Source organism: Candidatus Accumulibacter contiguus (genome assembly GCF_012940005.1).
GTDB classification, from domain to species: Bacteria; Pseudomonadota; Gammaproteobacteria; order Burkholderiales; family Rhodocyclaceae; genus Accumulibacter; species Accumulibacter contiguus.
Map to the genome: position 1 here is coordinate 1 of NZ_SPMX01000056.1, position 16,828 is coordinate 16,828.

Annotated in this window: 14 protein-coding genes; 2 read left to right on the forward strand and 12 right to left on the reverse strand. The window is 59.2% G+C overall.

From position 1 onward, the window contains the following. Positions 1–208 precede the first annotated feature (208 nt). The 7 genes from E4Q08_RS17135 to E4Q08_RS17165 form a co-directional block, all read right to left on the reverse strand. Positions 209–1,156, reverse strand: a complete 948-nt coding sequence (locus E4Q08_RS17135) for a ParA family protein (RefSeq protein ID WP_169071257.1) — start codon at positions 1,154–1,156, stop codon at positions 209–211. 517 nt (positions 1,157–1,673) lie between these two features. Then, complete coding sequence (gene recD2 / locus E4Q08_RS17140; RefSeq protein WP_169071258.1) at positions 1,674–3,857, reverse strand: SF1B family DNA helicase RecD2; 2,184 nt, start codon at positions 3,855–3,857, stop codon at positions 1,674–1,676. A 163-nt stretch (positions 3,858–4,020) separates the two neighbouring features. Next, positions 4,021–6,186: a DEAD/DEAH box helicase gene (locus tag E4Q08_RS17145; protein WP_169071259.1), complete on the reverse strand. Its 2,166-nt coding sequence runs from the start codon at positions 6,184–6,186 to the stop codon at positions 4,021–4,023. 110 nt (positions 6,187–6,296) lie between these two features. Beyond that, positions 6,297–8,036, reverse strand: coding sequence for an Lcl domain-containing protein (locus E4Q08_RS17150; RefSeq protein WP_169071260.1), 1,740 nt, complete (start codon positions 8,034–8,036; stop codon positions 6,297–6,299). Positions 8,037–8,061: 25 nt separating this feature from the next. Further along, positions 8,062–9,354, reverse strand: a complete 1,293-nt coding sequence (locus tag E4Q08_RS17155) for an ATP-binding protein (RefSeq protein ID WP_169071296.1) — start codon at positions 9,352–9,354, stop codon at positions 8,062–8,064. Between the two features lie 1,029 nt (positions 9,355–10,383). Next, positions 10,384–10,875, reverse strand: coding sequence for a FlhC family transcriptional regulator (locus E4Q08_RS17160; protein WP_169071261.1), 492 nt, complete (start codon positions 10,873–10,875; stop codon positions 10,384–10,386). A gap of 5 nt (positions 10,876–10,880) precedes the next feature. After that, positions 10,881–11,153, reverse strand: a complete 273-nt coding sequence (locus E4Q08_RS17165) for a flagellar transcriptional regulator FlhD (protein ID WP_169071262.1) — start codon at positions 11,151–11,153, stop codon at positions 10,881–10,883. 81 nt (positions 11,154–11,234) lie between these two features. Between E4Q08_RS17165 and E4Q08_RS17170 the strand changes: the two genes are divergently transcribed. Beyond that, positions 11,235–11,879 carry a LexA family protein gene (locus E4Q08_RS17170; protein WP_169071263.1) on the forward strand — a complete coding sequence of 215 codons (645 nt, stop codon included), beginning with the start codon at positions 11,235–11,237 and terminating at the stop codon, positions 11,877–11,879. A gap of 108 nt (positions 11,880–11,987) precedes the next feature. Here E4Q08_RS17170 and radC read toward each other — a convergent pair whose 3' ends face one another. The 5 genes from radC to E4Q08_RS17195 form a co-directional block, all read right to left on the reverse strand. Continuing rightward, entirely contained in the window at positions 11,988–12,587 is a 600-nt protein-coding gene (gene radC, locus E4Q08_RS17175; RefSeq protein WP_169071264.1) for a RadC family protein, read from the reverse strand. 91 nt (positions 12,588–12,678) lie between these two features. Then, positions 12,679–13,464, reverse strand: coding sequence for an ArdC-like ssDNA-binding domain-containing protein (locus E4Q08_RS17180; RefSeq protein ID WP_169071265.1), 786 nt, complete (start codon positions 13,462–13,464; stop codon positions 12,679–12,681). Positions 13,465–13,564: 100 nt separating this feature from the next. Further along, positions 13,565–13,831, reverse strand: a complete 267-nt coding sequence (locus tag E4Q08_RS17185; protein ID WP_169071266.1) for a hypothetical protein — start codon at positions 13,829–13,831, stop codon at positions 13,565–13,567. A 13-nt stretch (positions 13,832–13,844) separates the two neighbouring features. Then, positions 13,845–14,597 carry a DUF7146 domain-containing protein gene (locus E4Q08_RS25835; protein ID WP_169071267.1) on the reverse strand — a complete coding sequence of 251 codons (753 nt, stop codon included), beginning with the start codon at positions 14,595–14,597 and terminating at the stop codon, positions 13,845–13,847. Then, positions 14,503–14,934, reverse strand: a complete 432-nt coding sequence (locus E4Q08_RS17195; RefSeq protein WP_169071268.1) for a primase-helicase zinc-binding domain-containing protein — start codon at positions 14,932–14,934, stop codon at positions 14,503–14,505. Before E4Q08_RS17195 ends, E4Q08_RS25835 begins: the two co-directional genes overlap by 95 nt. A gap of 1,168 nt (positions 14,935–16,102) precedes the next feature. Here E4Q08_RS17195 and E4Q08_RS17200 point away from each other — a divergent pair. After that, the gene (locus E4Q08_RS17200) at positions 16,103–16,777 is read left to right on the forward strand and encodes an HNH endonuclease (protein WP_169071269.1); all 675 of its coding nucleotides are present in this window, start codon (positions 16,103–16,105) and stop codon (positions 16,775–16,777) included. The last annotated feature ends 51 nt before the right edge of the window (positions 16,778–16,828 follow it).

Sequence of the window (16,828 nt, forward strand, 5' to 3'; positions counted from 1 at the left end):
CTTTAGGCTTTCGTCTAGTGAGATTCTTGCCGAGAATTTTTTGCGACTTCCGAAGACGATCTAGACCGCAGATAAGACAGAATCTTTCGATAGTCTTGAGTTGTTGCCTCTCCAAATCCAAGTGATTCGAGATATCGAAGATTTTTGTCAAGCAGCTCGATAACTTCGGCGAAACCCTCAAGTTGCTCATTCGAGTCTCGATCATTATTCACGGCAACAACCTCTTAGCAATTGCCTCACAAGTTGACTTCATCATGGGAATGACCTTCTTGATGTTCTGAGTCTCATAAGCCGTCCATACCGGCCAGCCCGCGTCGATCGCCTCTGCAACACCAGTCATGTGCTTGACAACAGGTTTGATCATCTCGTCGCCCCATTGACGGCGCAGAGCAGCTAGTTGTTCTGTATGAATATTGGTCAATCCAGACGCTGCGTTACCGGCAGTCTTCGCCATAAATGGAACGATGGCTGCCATTTTCGTCTTCGGGCAGTAGGCCCCTGGCACGTCCTTGTCGGCGACCGAAGATCCGGTGCGCAAGAAGTCAAGCTTCTTGTCAATTTTGTTCGTTACGAGCGTGCGAAAGTGTGTTACCCCACGACTTGACATCGCATCTGGTATCACCGGTATAAGGAAATAGTTGCTCGCGGCCAGAGCATTCTGACTCACGAGCTTCGTGGCAGGTGGACAGTCGAAAACAATGTAGTCGTAATTGCTGTCGGCTCTCACGTTGTCAAGCCACTCGGCCATCAATGTGCGCTTGTGCCATTCCGAGAGCATTGCCGACCCCATTGTCGTAGATGCCATTTCGATTTCCGTGTCGTCTAATTCAAACTGTGCGGGCACGAGATCAAGATTTGGAAAGAGATCGTATTTTGGGCTACGACTATGCAGGATATTCTTGTGAATTATCTCCGTGCCCGGCATCTTTACTTTGCGATTGCAAAACGACTCGAAGATGGTGTTGCAAGTAGTTCTCGCGATCGCCGCCTTGTCCCACAGCGCGCCGCCCATCATGACAATGGACAGACTGGATTGGTGGTCAACATCGACGACCAAGACCTTGGAGCTTGCTGCCAGATGGGCCGCAAGGTGGAAGGTGAGCGTGGATTTACCAACGCCGCCTTTGAAGTTGATTACTGACACCTTGATTGCCATGGCTTCCCCCGGTTACACGTTATTGATGGCCGGACCTCCTGCAGGGGCAAAGGATAGGAAATCCAAAGGTACCAAAGGGAGTATATGAGCCAGAGGGAGTATATGAGCTTCCATCAAGCGGCGTCAATCTCGCATTTGGCCCCGGGAGGCCCTGACAAGTCATGCGAAACCCGCCCCGCTCAGTGAGTTGTCCCACGACGGGCGATGGTAGCTCGTTTTGCTTTGGCTTCGAGCGTTGCGTGTTGGCACTTTCAGATCGGCACCGGTTGGGCTGCGCTTAGAGCTCGCCCATGGTGGTGTAGAGGCCCTGCCGGAACGGCGACACACGGGCAAGCATCAGGCGTGGTGGCAAGCATGGCACTGCTGAACATCGAACGGCGGCTTCCGTGTTGTCGGCGGTTGCGATGAATGGCCGCTTCCAAAATCCTCGACCGTCGGTTCAGGGTCGAAACGGGACGTAGCACATAGTTGCGACGACCCCACGCCGATTACCTTGTGACGCAAGAGTGGTGGCCCGCTATCGGCCCGTCGTGGAGAGACGCTCCTTCAGCTTCGACCACCGCCGTTCGACCTGCTTCCCCTTGACGGCCATGGCCAGCGCCTTCTTCTGGCCGACGAGCACCACCAGCCTTTTGCCACGGGTGATGCCCGTATAGATCAGGTTGCGCTTGAGCATCATGTAGTGCTGGGTCGAGATCGGAATGACCACCACCGGGTACTCTGAGCCCTGGGACTTGTGGATCGTCGTCGCGTAGCAAAGCACCAATTCGTCGAGTTCGTTGAACGGATAGGTGACCACCCGGCCATCGAAGGTCACGGTGAGTTCCTCTTCGTCCCGATCTATGCCGGTCACGAAGCCGATGTCGCCGTTGAAGACATCCCGGTCGTAGTTGTTCTCGATCTGCATCACCTTGTCGCCGACGCTGAAGCGGTTGCCGAACTTATCGACACTGTGTTCGCCGGGAGGATTCAGAGCCTCCTGCAGTGCCTGATTGATGCCTCGGGCACCGGTAATTCCCCGGTTCATCGGGCAAAGCACCTGAATGTCGCGAACCGGATCGACGTTGAACTTTCGGGGCAGGCGCGTCTGCACCAGATCGACCACAGTTTGCGCGATCACGTCCGGTTCCTCAGCGGCGACGAGGTAAAAATCCGAGGTCTCTCCTCTATTCGGCAGGCTGGGGAAAACACCCTGGTTGATCTGATGGGCGCTACGCACGATGCGCGAGGTGGCTGCCTGACGGAATACCTCGGTGAGGCGAATCACGGGCACGGCGCCCGAGTCGATGAGATCGGTCAGGAATTGACCGGGACCGACCGAGGGCAGTTGATCCACGTCGCCTACGAGGATCATCGCCGTGGAGGTGGCGACCGCCTTGAGGAGTTGGTTCGCCAGTGGCACGTCGATCATGGAGCACTCGTCGGCAACCAGGAGATCACATTCGAGCGGATTTTCCGCGTTGCGCTTGAACTGGCCACTGAGCGGATTGACTTCCAGCAAGCGATGGATGGTCTTGGCTTCGAGACCTGTCGATTCGGAGAGGCGTTTGGCCGCCCGTCCGGTGGGCGCACACAGCAGCGGCCTGACGCCCTTGACGGTCAGGATGGTCAGAATCGAATTGACCAGGGTGGTCTTGCCCACTCCAGGCCCGCCAGTGATCACCAGGATTTTCGAAGACAGCGCGAGACGAATGGCTTCCTTCTGGCTGTCGGCCAACTGGATTGAGAGCTTCTGCTCGACCCAGGGAATGGCCTTGTCGGCATCGAAGGCCGGCAGAGTCCCTGGATCGGTCTTGAGGCGCCGGATTTGAGCGGCAATCGATTGCTCGGCGTAGTACAGAGGCGCCAAGAACACGCAGGGCTGGCCTTCGACGGTATCGGGGAACAGTACCTCGTCGGTGATTTCCTGAGCAATGGCGGTTTCGATGATGGATTCCGGGATATCCAGCAGTTTCACTGCCAGGGGAACCAGTTCGGCATAGGGCAGACCGCAGTGGCCTTGGCCCGAGGCTTCGGTGAGCGCATAGGAAATGCCGGCCTGGGCGCGAAGGGGAGAATCCTTGGCAATGCCAATCTTCTGCGCGATCGTGTCGGCAGAAAGGAAGCCGATGCCGCGAATATCCTGGGCCAGCCGGTACGGGTTTTCCCGAACGATGTCGATGGCACCCTGGCCGTAGGTCTTGAAGATGCGAACGGCGCGGGATGTCGAAACGCCATGCGCGTGCAGGAAGACCATGATGCTGCGAATGACCTTCTGGTCGGCCCAGCCGGACGTGATCCTTCTGGCTCGCACTTCCCCGATGCCCGGAATTTCACGAAGACGTTCGGGTGATTGCTCGATCACATCGAAAACGGCCGCGCCGAAGGACTTCACCAGTTTGCCGGCGTAGATCGGCCCGATTCCCTTGACCATACCCGATCCAAGGTACCGTTCGATGCCCGTCAAGGTGGTCGGCGGGGAAATTTTGACGAACACGGCGCGGAACTGGCGGCCATGTTCGCGATCAGTGACCCAGGTCCCAGAGGCGGAAGCGTATTCACCGGGGGAAACGATGGGAGTGTGGCCGATCAGAGTGATCAGTTCTCGCTCACCCTTCACCTTCAGTCGGAGGACGCAAAAGCCGTTCTGCTCGTTGTGAAACGTGACCCGCTCAACGAGGCCGGCAAGGCGGTCGAGTGCGGCGGCGTTGGCGTCAGTCATGGCGAACCGCGGTCACGACGCCCCGCGAGCGATTGGCCGCTTTCCTTCTGCTTGCCCTTCCCATTTGTCGTCGTATCGCCTTCAAATTTCGGCGCCATTGTACGAATGTGCACTCCCACGTGCCATGGCAAGGTGGCCAAGGCTCCCTGCCCAGACAAATCGCCTAAATCCCCTTTGATGCAAAATCACGGGCCGCAGCTAAGTTAAGTCGTCGTGAGGCAAAGCTATTGAAGAACAAGCGGTCGGGTAGAGCCCAGTCCCACTTTTCGGGTGCACCCATCGCGGGCCGCTGGAGAATATCTGCCGGGTCAGGCAGCGGCGCAGTGGCGATTGCAGCCAGCGCATCGCTGACCTCGGCTTCGGCAGCGGCACGTACTCGCAGGCAGATGCCCATGTTTTCAGCCGTCAATCCTTGTGCTCGCAACAGCCAAACCAGTGCGTCCTGCGTGGCATCACCCCGCCAGGCAAATAGACTCACCGTGCGCCCTTCCGTAGACATAAGCTTTTCAGACAGATTCAGTTGATTGTAGTGGCAGCGTGCCGCTGTCAGCACCTCGCAAGCAGTGTCATCAAGCCATTCCGGGTAGTCGGTTCCGGCCAGCAGCATGCGCATCTCTTTGCGCACGCGATCATGAACTGGCATGCCGGAGCCGCCTGTTCTCGGCAATTTACCGGTGCTTGCGACGATCAGTTCCACGCGCAGCTTGTCATGGTCTATTTGGGCGATCTGCCAACGCCGCCCTGCAAAGATCAGTGCATCACCGATGCCATGGGCTCGTTTCAGGGGCAAGGTGCCCAGTTCCTTGCCCGCGTGCCGCAGTCGGTACTCGCGAGTGTCCTGAAAGGCGGCGAAGAAAGTGAAGTGATTCACGCGCCTCTCCCCAACGCGGCCGTGCAGGAGAACGCGATTGCTATCCTGCATGATTAGCTCGTTCGCCGCCAAGCTGCGCAGTAGTTCGATGAAATCGTCTGCGGCAACGCGAAACGGACCTTCCACACACAGGACCCGGTAAGCCTCTGCTGCGGTCACCCCACAACGCTCGCCGATCAAGCTCAGAATCTGCTGCACGAGTGTGGAGTAATGGAACGAACTGGGAGGTGGTGGCTCATACCACTTGGCCAGAAACAACCGAATCACTGCGATGGACTGCAACAGGTCGTCGTGCAGACCAGCCGCGAAGCCCGAGTCTGCAGCCAGTTCTTCCGTCACACAATACTGCCAAAGTTCGGCAGCCTCACCTTCTCGTCTTCCAGCTCGCCCAATACGCTGACATAGGCTTGCCACAGATTCAGGAGCACCGATTTGCACCACGCCGCGAATGGCGCCAATGTCGATGCCCATTTCCAGGGTACTGGTGCAAATTGCACTGACCGGCAGATTGCCGCGCTTCAGTTCAAATTCAGTGCTCTCACGTTCCGTTTTGCCTAGGCGGCCATGATGCGGGAGGAAGGTAACCGGCAATCCCGTGGTTTCGCAGAGACGGCGCAGGGTATCTGCGTAGAACTCGACCATGCCGGTACTGTTGGGAAAAATCAGGTAATTCGCGTCGCGCAGCCGCTTTAATAGGCTTGTCGCAATACTCGTGTGGGCCGTCTCAGCGGTATCTCCACCATTGGCGGGTTGCGACACCGCCTTAAGCACCAGGCGCAGTGATTTCGTCTCTGCCGTGCTGGCAATTACCCGAACATCTTGCCCTTCGTCCAGCCGCAGGAAATCCGCCGCCATTCCCATGTCGCCAAGAGTAGCCGACAATCCCACGCGCTGTATCCGTCGCCCCAGTGCAGCCTCCAGACGATGCAACAGCGATTGCAGTTGGCGGCCGCGCTCACTGGCGATGAACGCATGCAACTCATCGACAACCACCGCTTCGAGCGTTCCGAACAAATTGCTCAACTCAGCGCCCCGACGAAACAGGAGGGATTCAAGGGACTCTGGAGTGATCAGCACCACGCCACGGGGCGCAGCGACGAAGCGTTTTCGAGATGCGTCTCCGATGTCGCCGTGCCATGGATAAACGGCGATCCCCAGTCGCTCGCAAAGAACGCTCAGACGATCGCGCTGATCGTTGATGAGCGCCTTCATCGGCGCCACATAGAGCAGAACGCCTTCCGCACCGCCCTGCCATAGCCGGGTGAGCAGGGGCAGGAAAGCGGCCTCCGTCTTGCCGGAAGCGGTGGCTGCCGCGATCACCACATCGAGCCTGCCTTCCAGGATGGGCAACAATGCTTCCGCCTGTGCGGGCCGAAGGTCCGACCAACCCTGCTCATATAGCCAGCGCTGGAGAGGTGGGGCAAGATGCTCGAAGGTCGCGCGTGTCTCCGGTGCCATGTGAATCAGCCGAGTTCCAATTGAGCAACGACGGTCAGATTTTCCTCGAATTCCAGCATATGTCTATCAACTGGCCGTCCGACGTGGCTGGCACGAGAACAAGGCGGGCTTCACTCCCAGTTGGCAATCACGGTCGCAAGCACCTCTTTGAAGACAATAATCTCATCATCGTTTTCTTCAAGGGCGATGTCGCCCGTTAGATCGAGCGCACGTTCGTTGAGTTGGTCAATGACGGCTCCGGGGAGGAGGTCAAGCGGCAGGAGCCGCACGCGAAGATCTGAGAACGAAACACGTTGCTGGCAAGCCAACCAGTGTAAGACTTCCGCGAATGTGGGCACCGGCTCGGGCAGAACTTCCTTAACCATGACCGGCTCCGTGACGGCTGGTGCAGACCCAGCGAGCCACAAAGCGGAGAGCTCGGCAACCTCAGCCGGCAAGAGCGACGGGTTTCGCTTGATGAGGTCAATTGCATAGCGTGCAAGCAATTGCATCTGCTCAGGAGCTTCTATCCACTGTTCCAATCTTCCCAGCCAGGTGTCGAGTGTCGCATCCGCGGCTTCGAACCTTTCGACTCTCTCGACAGTCCCCGCCAATTCAGGTTTGCTTAGGTCTACGCGATCAGACTGTGTATCCCGCACCAGGCGAACGTGGTCATTAAAAGTGCGGCCGAGATTGCTGACTTTGCCATCGTAGAAATCCACGCCCCAAGCAAACTGCGGATGATCGGCGTTGTGAGAAGCTGACCAAAAGTATGTGCTTGGGGTCTTCGGAAAGACCTTGATATCAATGGCCGGCTTACCTCTGGTCCGATCTACGAGGCCCTGCAACTCTACAATATCAGGGAGCCGCCAATCGTTGAAGCCAGCAAATCGGTGCTGTAGCGTCGTGGCTTGATCCCAAGTATAAGAGTCGGGCTTCCCAACACAGGTCGTGCCGTCCCATGTTTGCCCCAGGGCGCAACGCATCCACATCAACCCGGTACGCTTATCGATAGTAGTCCCGCCGGGCCGATTAAGGAAATTGCTGTGCTCGTCGTAGCACCGTGGCTGAGGTGAGAACTTTGGCCGTGGTGAAAAGTTAGCGATCACGCTCTTGTGCCCATCCATGAGAACCGTACAACTCTTGTCATAGCTGGAGCAAGCGCCGCTCCAACCTGTGAAAACAGCGCCACCACTTGGAACAGCGGTCAAGATAACAACGGCGCCGGCTGGGAACCCTTCAGAGCCATCGGCCTCACCAAGATGCTCTTGTCGCTCGACGGTAACGGAGCCCAAGCCCAAGCCAGCTATAGTTGTCTGCAGTCCAAATCTAACCAAAGACGGCCCGCCGCGGACACAACGAACATGAACGTTGCGGCTATTCTTGTTGCCAAGAGTACCTGCGTCACCAATTTTGAAATTTACTAACCACGCCCTGAATCCGTCTCGAGAGAAGGCATGCTCGGGTGTGCACGACCAGAAGCACTTGCTTGGGGTGTTAGGAAAAGCCTCGGTATCGATAGCCGGATCGCTTCTTTCTCTATCAAGGATCGTTCTCAGTTCATCAATTTCTGGAAGCCTCCAGTCGTCGTAACCGCCAAAACTATGACGTAACTGTACCGCTTCGTCCCAACTGAAGGTATCAGCTGCGCCGAGGCAAGCAGCTCCTTCCCACGTCTGCCCTAACGCGCAACGCATCCACATCAGTCCCGTACGCATGTCTGTTACGGTACCGTCACGATTGTCCATAAAGTGCTGGCTAGCATTTCGGAATTGCTCGGCATTCCCGGCAATGCTCGGCTTCGGTATCGGCAAGTCACTTTCCGCCAGTGTCTTTCGCCAACGCTTGCTGATCTTTCCGAAAGTATTCATAGCAGGCTGGCCAGTTGGCTAGGGATTACAGTGTGAGCTGAACCAACTCGTCACTGATCTCCCGACTTGAAACGTCGGCATCCGTAGTCAGCTCTACTTCCCCCAGCAAGTCTTCCCAGCTGCTCCCTGGGTTCTGTTCCAGCACCGCCAGCAACCCGATGAACGCCTTGATAGCGGTACGCGGCGTGCGGAAAGTGGCCTCGCCAATCCGCTGCTCGCAGTAGTTCATGAACGCAGCAATGGCCGTATGGGGAAGCGGGAATGAATGGTTGTTCCCTCCGTGATAGACCAAGTGGACCTTGCTCAATAGCGTGGCGAACTGCTCCCGGCTCAGGTTGTCGAGGCGAAGTACGGGCCCAGTGTGATCAACCAGGCCGTTCCGTGCGAATGGATTATCAGTGAGGCGGGACTGCAGGGCCGGGTAGCTATAGAGGCCGCGCCTCGGATCGGTTAGGAATTCTGGGGTGCCACCAAGAAGAAAGCCGAGTCCTTCGGCGCCACCCTGTTCAAGGTCGTTAAGGATGCGAAGAATCTGTTCGTAGTTGCTATTACGTGATAATGGGTTGGGGAGTTTGTAGAGATTGACCAGTTCGTCGAGGCAGATGAGCAGGCCTTTGTAGCCCGCCAGTCGACAAAAGCGGGCCAGAAGTTTGATCTGATCGTAGAGGGCTGCATCACCGATTATTTCACGCACTCCGAGAGCCTGCCTGGCATCCGTCTTGGCGCTGAACTCGCCGCGCAGCCACCGGATGGCGCTCGCCTTGAGGGTATCGTCGTCCTTCTCGTAGGCACGCCAGTAGGCGGCGATCACCGTGGCGAAGTCGTATCCCATGACGAGTTCAGTCAGGTTTTCTAGTCGATCGTGGATAATGTCCTCTGGCTTGCGACCTGTCTTACGTGCCTCAGCGAGGGCGGTGGTGATGAATTTTTCGACCACGGTGGTCAGGGCTCCCCCGCTCGGCTTGGTACGGGTGGCCACATTCTTCATCAACTCAGCGTACAAGCTGCGGGCTTCACCGCCCGATGCTTGCAGGCGCCGACCTGGGTTGAGGTCGGCGTGAGCGACCACCAGTTGGCGATCCATGGCCTCGGCTCGAACGACATTCAGGAAAAATGTCTTGCCGGATCCGTATTCGCCGATGACCAAGCGAAAGGCCGAGCCGCCCTCAGTGATGCCACCAAGATCCTTGTCGAGAGCCATGATTTCGGCATCTCGGCCAACCTGGATGTGTCGTGCGCCCAGCCGGGGCGTCACACCCGCACGTAGAGACTGGATCAGAGCATCGCGTTCACGGGGACGGAGTTCTGGACTGAGCATCGCAGGCGGCTTCTTGATATTCAATGGTATGAGCATCTTACGCCCTTGGCCGCTAGCGATGTTCTGAAATACCAGTGTCGATTGTTGTGAATGGCCGGACAAGTGGCCTGAGGTGGCCCATCTGGCTTCAGCCAGACAGTCAGCAGCAGCAATGCGGGAGATTTGATGAATGGCGGGCATTGCCGCTTGCTAACTGCCACGAGCCAGACAGCCTTGCCGGCACTCATCTCGAACCGAGGTTCTTGCTAGTCGGACGCGGCCTCGCCCAGGCCGCCAACCGCGCCAATCTAGCGATAGTCTTTTTGAGATAATGCGGTGCGTCGGCATCAGACCGCTGCCGCAGACGACCAGCGTAGTTGGCAAATAGTCATCATGCCCACGAGCGGCCTCAAACGCCTCCTCCGGGCCGACAGCCGTCCATCACCAACCAGACATTCCGCGATGGCGTACCTCACGAAACCAAAGCACACGCCAACGCAAAACCCGTCCAAGCCACTCGAAAAGCCACTGTAAAACAACCACTTGAAAAAACCGTACTAAATTTTCGAAGTCAGGAGGTTTCGAGAGAAATGCCGCCTAAGAGCGCAGATATGACATTTGTTGGGTAGTCGAGGTCAACAGGTTTACACGAAAAACCCCGCAGAACATGGCGTTGAGCGGGGTCTTCATTTTTGCTGCAGAGAGTTTACAGCCGGTATCCTGGCGGGGACGCAGGGATTCGAACCCCCGGTACCGATTCGCGTCCCAAGCGCCGAATCATGCGTCCACCCGATCGACTTGCCAGTCTCCTGCGACGCCTGCCAGTGGTGTCAGTGGCGATCAAGAAGCGCCGATTACCTCAAGAGCCTGCTCCTACACCTGCTCTTTGCCGTCGCGGTCCCAGAAGAAAAGCTGCAGTGCCCTCCAGGGCAAGGCACTGACAACCATGCACCGGCAAGGGGTCATAATCTTTCGATCGCTCAGCCCGAACGCCAGACCCAAGCAGACCACCCTGCGCCTTAAACCGATGGCCCCTGGTTCGGAGCACGCTCAGCCCCGCGCCTTCGCCAGACGACAAAACGGGCAAGACCGCGCCTGCGAGACATCCGGCTCGTAGATGAACATCGCCTGACACCTCGCGCACCGGTGCCAACTGACGATCCGGGAGCGGACGTCCCTGATGGCATACCAGGCGGCGTTGATGTCCAGGTGATCCTGAGCAAGCCGACAATGCACCTCCCAGACCGACAAGAGCATCGCCGCCGTAACGATGCGGCCATCGCCATCGTCGAGCCGATTGTAGAGCGCGACGAAGGTCGAGAGATCGGCCAGCTTCCTCGCGCTGGTGATGAACGGCCGCACTGAATCCGGTAACTTGCCGTTGGGCGGACTCTGGCCGTGAAGCTGGCGCCAGCGCAGGCGTAGTGGCTTCGGGTGGATGCCCGTCAGGTAATGAACGATCGGCACACGCAGCTTCAGCCGGATCAGCTCGTGGGCTACCCGGCTGTTCTCCAACTGGTCAGGAGCCAGCAGCGCCGACATGATCGCTAGACCAGAGTCGCTTCAGCATAGGTGCCCTTCACCTCCCTCGGCATCTGGAGCAAGCGGTTGAGCGCGGCATCGGTCAGCCGGAAGGTGTAGAGCGATACCGGGACGGTCTCGGCCAACTCGTCGATCTCATCGAGGTCGAGGGAGCCGATCTTGTCGATCACCGCGCGCGGCAAGCCCGTCATGACTTCCGCCGCCCTCCCCTCCCGCGCCAGTTGTCGCGTGAGCAACAGGAACTGCCGGTTGATCTTCTGCACGTCGCGCTTTTCCATGATAGGCAATCAGAGAAGTGAACACACGAGCGCATTTTATATTACACTATGACCGAATTGCAACCTTTCGGAGCATGATTCATGACAGCTTCAGACAACCCAACGACTGCCGGCAGCAACCCGGTGGCGGAGATCCTCGAAGCGCTGATGAGCAAGCACCGCCTGAATCAGACCGAACTCGCCAACCGCTCGGGCGTTTCGCAACCGGCCATCAACCGAATCCTCAAGGAACGCTCGAAGGCCAAGCAGCCGCGGAAGGAAACGCTCGACAAGATCGCCGCCGTGCTCGGCGTGACGCCCGATCAATTGACCGGCCGGGCGGCTATCCCCAGCCGCATGCTCGCCCGCGGCGTGGTACCGGTATTGACTTGGGAGAACCTGCTGCCGGCCGGCTCACCGGAAGATCGGTGTCAAGGCACCTGGCTGGCCTGCCCGGTCGAACACAGTGATGAGACTTTCGCCCTGCCCGTGCTGGGTGAGGCGATGAGCGGAGACGAGGGCTACCGCGAAGGGGAGATCCTGTTCGTCGACCCGGATGTTCCCCCGGCACACGGCAAGGATGTCGTGGTGCTCAAGGGAGCCACCGCCCTCTTCCGGCGGTTGGTGGTCACGCCGGAGGGGCGCTTTCTCAAGACGCTCAATCCCGCCTGGCCGACAGCGATCCTGCCGCTGCCGGACGACGCCGTCATCTGCGGTACGGTGGTCTTCTCTGGTCGCATTCGCTGATCATTACGTTCGCCGGGCCTTGATGTAATTCTCCATTACATTGCATCGCCCCGGGTCAGGCGGCTCCAGCAAAAAAATACCCGCCGAAGCGGGTATTTTTGGTTGCGATCACATCAGTCCTCTTTCTGCGAAGGACAGCACGGTCGTCTCGGCCACAATGAAGTGGTCGAGCACGCGGATGTCGACGAGCGCCAACGCTTGCTTCAGCTCACTGGTGAGCAGTTCGTCGGCGCGGGACGGCTCGGCTTGCCCCGAGGGATGGTTGTGCGCCAGAATCACCGCCGAGGCGTTGAGTTTCAGCCCGGCGCGGACCACTTCCCTGGGATAGACCGAGGTCTGCGTCGTCGTGCCGCGAAAAAGCTCCATGCCGGCGATCAGCCGGTTCTGGGCATCAAGCCAGAGCGCGAGAAAGCTCTCGTACGCCTGCCCGGCCAGGAACAGCCGCAGGTAGTCGCGAACTGCCCCGGGCGAAGCCAGACTGACGGACGTATCCGCCAAGGTTTCCCCGAGTGCGCGGCGAAGGAGTTCGCGGGCGGCCATCAGCCGGTTCGGCAGGGGATAGGAGAAGGGTTCCTCCGCCACCCGCAGCGCCTGGTCCAGGCGAATCCGACGTAGCCCGAACAGCTCGGCCAGGGAGTACAGGGCATATCTTTGGGCCTCTTCACCGAGCAGGATCGAGAGCAGTTCGCGATCGGTTGAGTGGATCATCTTGGGTGCCTCCAAATGGCAAGGCGGGACGGCACCCTCCCCTTGCGGGACGATGGCACGCCCCGCGGGGTTAGGTATTTGACTGACTGGGTTACCGCTGGTCGCCCTTGGGGCTGCCGGCTTCGAGGATCTCCTGGCTGACCTTGAAGATTCGCTGCGCGGATTTCTCCGGCAGCGGGTCGCCTTCGAGCCACGACTGGATGTAGGCTCGCGACTCGTCCTGACCCGGGAGATTCAGGATCGAACACAGGAGAAAGGCCACGCCTTCGGCCTCGACTTCCTGGAGACTTCTGGGCGTCGAGGCCGCGTCCTGGCAATCAGCCGCCAAGGTGTGCCCGAGCACGACGTGCGCCATCTCGTGAAAGCGGGTCTTGTGGGGATAGTCGGCCAGCTTGCTGACTGCGATACGACGTTTCACCGCATAGCCCTGGACGTTGCCGTCCAGATAATCGAAGCGCTCAGCGGCGATGTCGAGCGCCGTCAGGGCCGCTTCGGCATGCCACTGCGGTGATTCCACCGGCTCGGTGTAGTCCTCGCCTTCGGTCTGCTCCAGGCTGAACCAGCGTGGCAAGCACTTGAAGCGGGTGAACACCGCTTCGGCGTCAGCGGACTCCCCAGAAACGGGCTCGTCCCGCCGTTTGACCGTGATCGGCATCCACAGCGACAGGGCTTTCTCTCCTTTGCGCACCGAGCGGCCCAGCGCCTTCCAGCGGCCAAAGCTCGCGATCGGTGACAGGGGCAGACCCTTTTGGTCGAGCTGAATGGCCGCCAGAATCTGGTTGCCAATGCTGAAGCGGTGGAACCGGCGGTAGGCCGCGCTAATGATCCCGGGCTCGGTGAGAGCCCGTTCGAGTAAGGGTGCGAATTGGTCGTACATGGTGCCTCCAAGGAAAAGAGGGAAGGCACCGCCCCCGTCGGGGAGCGATACACTCCCCGTGGGATGAAGAAACCGGTCGAGGCCGGCGATGGGTGCTGCGTCAGCTGCGGTGAATCGACGACCACACAGACAAGGCAAACTCGCGCGCTTCGACGGCATGCGGTCCGAGAAACCGGGGCGCCGTGCCGCCCGCCTGGCGCGCGAGGATTCGGCTGACGACGGCGATCTGCTGGCGCACACCGATGTCGCCATCGAAACGCGTTTGCAGGTATTGCCGGTAGTCGCCCTGCCATCCCTCGGGCGGGGCAAAGGGTCCGCAACTGCCGGGCAGGGTCTCGACCCGGCTGAAGTCGATGACTCCATACATGGCTTTCTCCTGATCAGGCGGCTCGGGTCAGCGCCGTGTCGACGCTGCCGAGGGCAGGAAACCCGGCCTTGCCAAGCCGGTTGAACACATCGAGCCAATCGACGCCCTTTCTCTCTGCGGGAATATCGAGCGTTGGCGCGATGGCGCCGGCGCGAATCCCCATGGCCCAGAGGCGAGTCACCAGTCCTCTCGCCGCTTCCTGTCCGTGACCGGAAGGATGCTGTCGAGACGGTCGATCCTTGTCGGCAAAGACGAGGACCTGACGCACGCCGGGCGGCGGAACGAAGGTTTCCAGAAGATGAGCGTTGCCGGTCGCCCAGGTTGGGAGGCCGGTGACCTCGATCACGGCCAACGCCGTCTCGATGCCTTCGGTCACCGCCAGGCGCCTGCCCGGCGCGACCAGGCGGATCGCGCCGCCGGTCAACTGTTTCGCCGTCTCGTGGCGCATCAGCTTCTTCGGCGCGTCCACTGGCGCTTTGTCGCCATCGACGGTCAGGTAGGTGCGATGCAGGGTAACGGCATCGCCGCCCTGCCCGGTCACCTGCGCGAGGATTGCGGGATAGCACCTGACGAGGCGCTGATCTGCGTAGTACCCCAGGTCGGGATGAAAGCGCAGGGCCTCGGGCGCTCGTGCGGCCAGGCCGCGTCGCGTCAGGTACCGGCGAGCCGGTTCAGCTGCTGGGTGGGTAAATGGCAGCGATTCCCGCCAGGTGCGGTTGAGCTGTTCGCGGCGTGTGGTATCGTCCGCAGAGCCACTGCGGCCCACCCCAGGCGACGCTCTCCTCGCTACGCTGGCGGCTGGGGCCCACGAGCTGCTGCGCGACTTCGCGAATCGTCTGGCCAAAATCCCAGCCGTTGATCCACATCAGCAGTGAGAATCCGTCGACGAAGTAGCCGCAGGTATTGCAGACGCCACCGCCGGTTTCGCTGACATCGGGAAAAACCCGAAAGCCATCGCGGCCACCATGGACCGGGCAAGGGACATGCTTCCCCCGCTTTGCCACGGCGTCCTGCAAAGCCGGCGCGAGGTCGGACAGGACCCGCTGCCACCGTCCGCGGGCGTCTTCCTTGACACGCGACGCCTGGTACTCGTATTTCATCATTGGTGCCTCCATGGAATGTCCCGACCGGGACCTTCCGAAGCACCCCTGACCGGGGATCCCTGGAAAGGTCCCGGCCGGCCGGGTGGGAAATCTCCGCGCGGTCTGGAGGTAGCCCCGCCGGGATACGCTCCCCGGCGGGGTGGATGCTGCTGCTTGTTTTGTCGTGGCCAGCTACCACACCTCGATCCTGCCCTTAGGGTGCGGGAACGAAATTCGATCGGCTTTGCGCAGGGGGCTCGGCGAACCCCCTCCGAAAAGCCCCGGCGCGGTGGCCGGGGAAGACTTGCGAGGGAGCGAGCAGCGACGATGGTACGTAGTCACGGTGAATCCAGACCGCCGAAACGTGACCGGAAAGTATCGATTTCGGTAGTCCGTCTGTCCGCTTCAAGATTGGCAGGGCGCGTGCAGTTCTTGGCTTGGGGAGCAGCCCTACGGCAACCCGGAATCTGTGACCAGAGTTGAGCGATGGTCGGTTTGAGCAGCCTCCCGAGTGGAGCGGCAAAACGAGTTGCTCATGATGCCGAGTGTTGTCCAGCAGCGCCGGAACGAAATATCGGGCTAACGGTGGCGGCCATAGTCCTCGACGCTTCAGGCTTCGATGTTGAAGTTCTTTGCCTTCGCGGTCACCCGTAAATCCATTCGACGGTCGAGGTCGTCATCGTCGGCTACGTGAAGTGAAGCCGCCTCTCGCAAAGTCGTTGTGATCTTCCGCTTGTCGGCGTCAGCTGCCGGTGGGGTTCTGTGCCAGCTCAAACCGCAATGCGCTGCATTTCAGCCATTGGGCTGAGGGCCGTCCCGAACGACAACTTGCCATATTGGCAAATTCACACTCCCGACCCGGGGCAGACGGTGGAGGCTCTTGAAAGCAGTCTTTCACCGCACCACCGGACAACGCGAAAACGGCCGTTCGGCTTTCGGCGGTGCTATTCTCGCCTGACCGACAGCTTTTAAGCGGGAGCGGTCACCGGGTGTAGGATGGCGTCGGTCGGCAATCGGCCACAAGCGGCCTATCAGAAACTTGCTCATCAGCGGTCATTCACAGTTGAGACAACCCCTTATTTACACACCAATGTCATCCTCTCCGTACTATCACTACATATGCGGACCGGTGGGTCCGTTTAATAGCTGTTGAGCACCAGATCGTGCGCTCGGACGAAAGGCAATTTGAATGACGTATCGCCGCTTTGACGGCCAGGAGAATGAGTTTGAGGAATGGGCTTTGAGCAATCCTGGCGGGATTGTTGTGAACTCCAGTCCTGGCCGACTGAACCCAACCTACCTAAAGGCGCACCGGCCGAAATGCAATTCGTTTTGGAACCATCCCGAGGCTAGGACCAACTACTCAAAGCACTGCTTTGACTCAGCAACCGAAGCGATTGAGTATCTGCGCGTCAACGAAATCGGGAAGCCAGGATTCGAGTGCACGGCCTGCAGAGTTGCTGCACTGGAACCTACCCCAGAGTTCACGGAGTTCGAGAAGAGAGTAGCCGTCCTTCTTGCCGAAGGAGTAACACAGGATCCGCCGGGGAACATACACCCAAGTAAGGTAGAAATTTCTGGCGGTACCGCTTACTACAGAGATCCCCTTGTCGCTGCACGGGTCCAGCAGTACGCGGAAGGCAAATGCGAACTTTGTAGAGCCCACGCACCATTTAGAACTGTGAGAGGGACTCCATACTTGGAAATACATCACGTTCGAAAACTCGCGGATGGAGGCGGGGATACGGTATGCAACACGGTTGCGCTATGCCCCAACTGCCACCGAGCAACCCACTACGCACAGGACGCTCGAGACCTTACGAGGGCGTTGTATGATGCGCTTGCTCGACTCCGTCCTCAGTAACCTGGTGCCCAACCCCACGTTCCAAGGTGCCGGCCGCACAAGGCCGTGTCC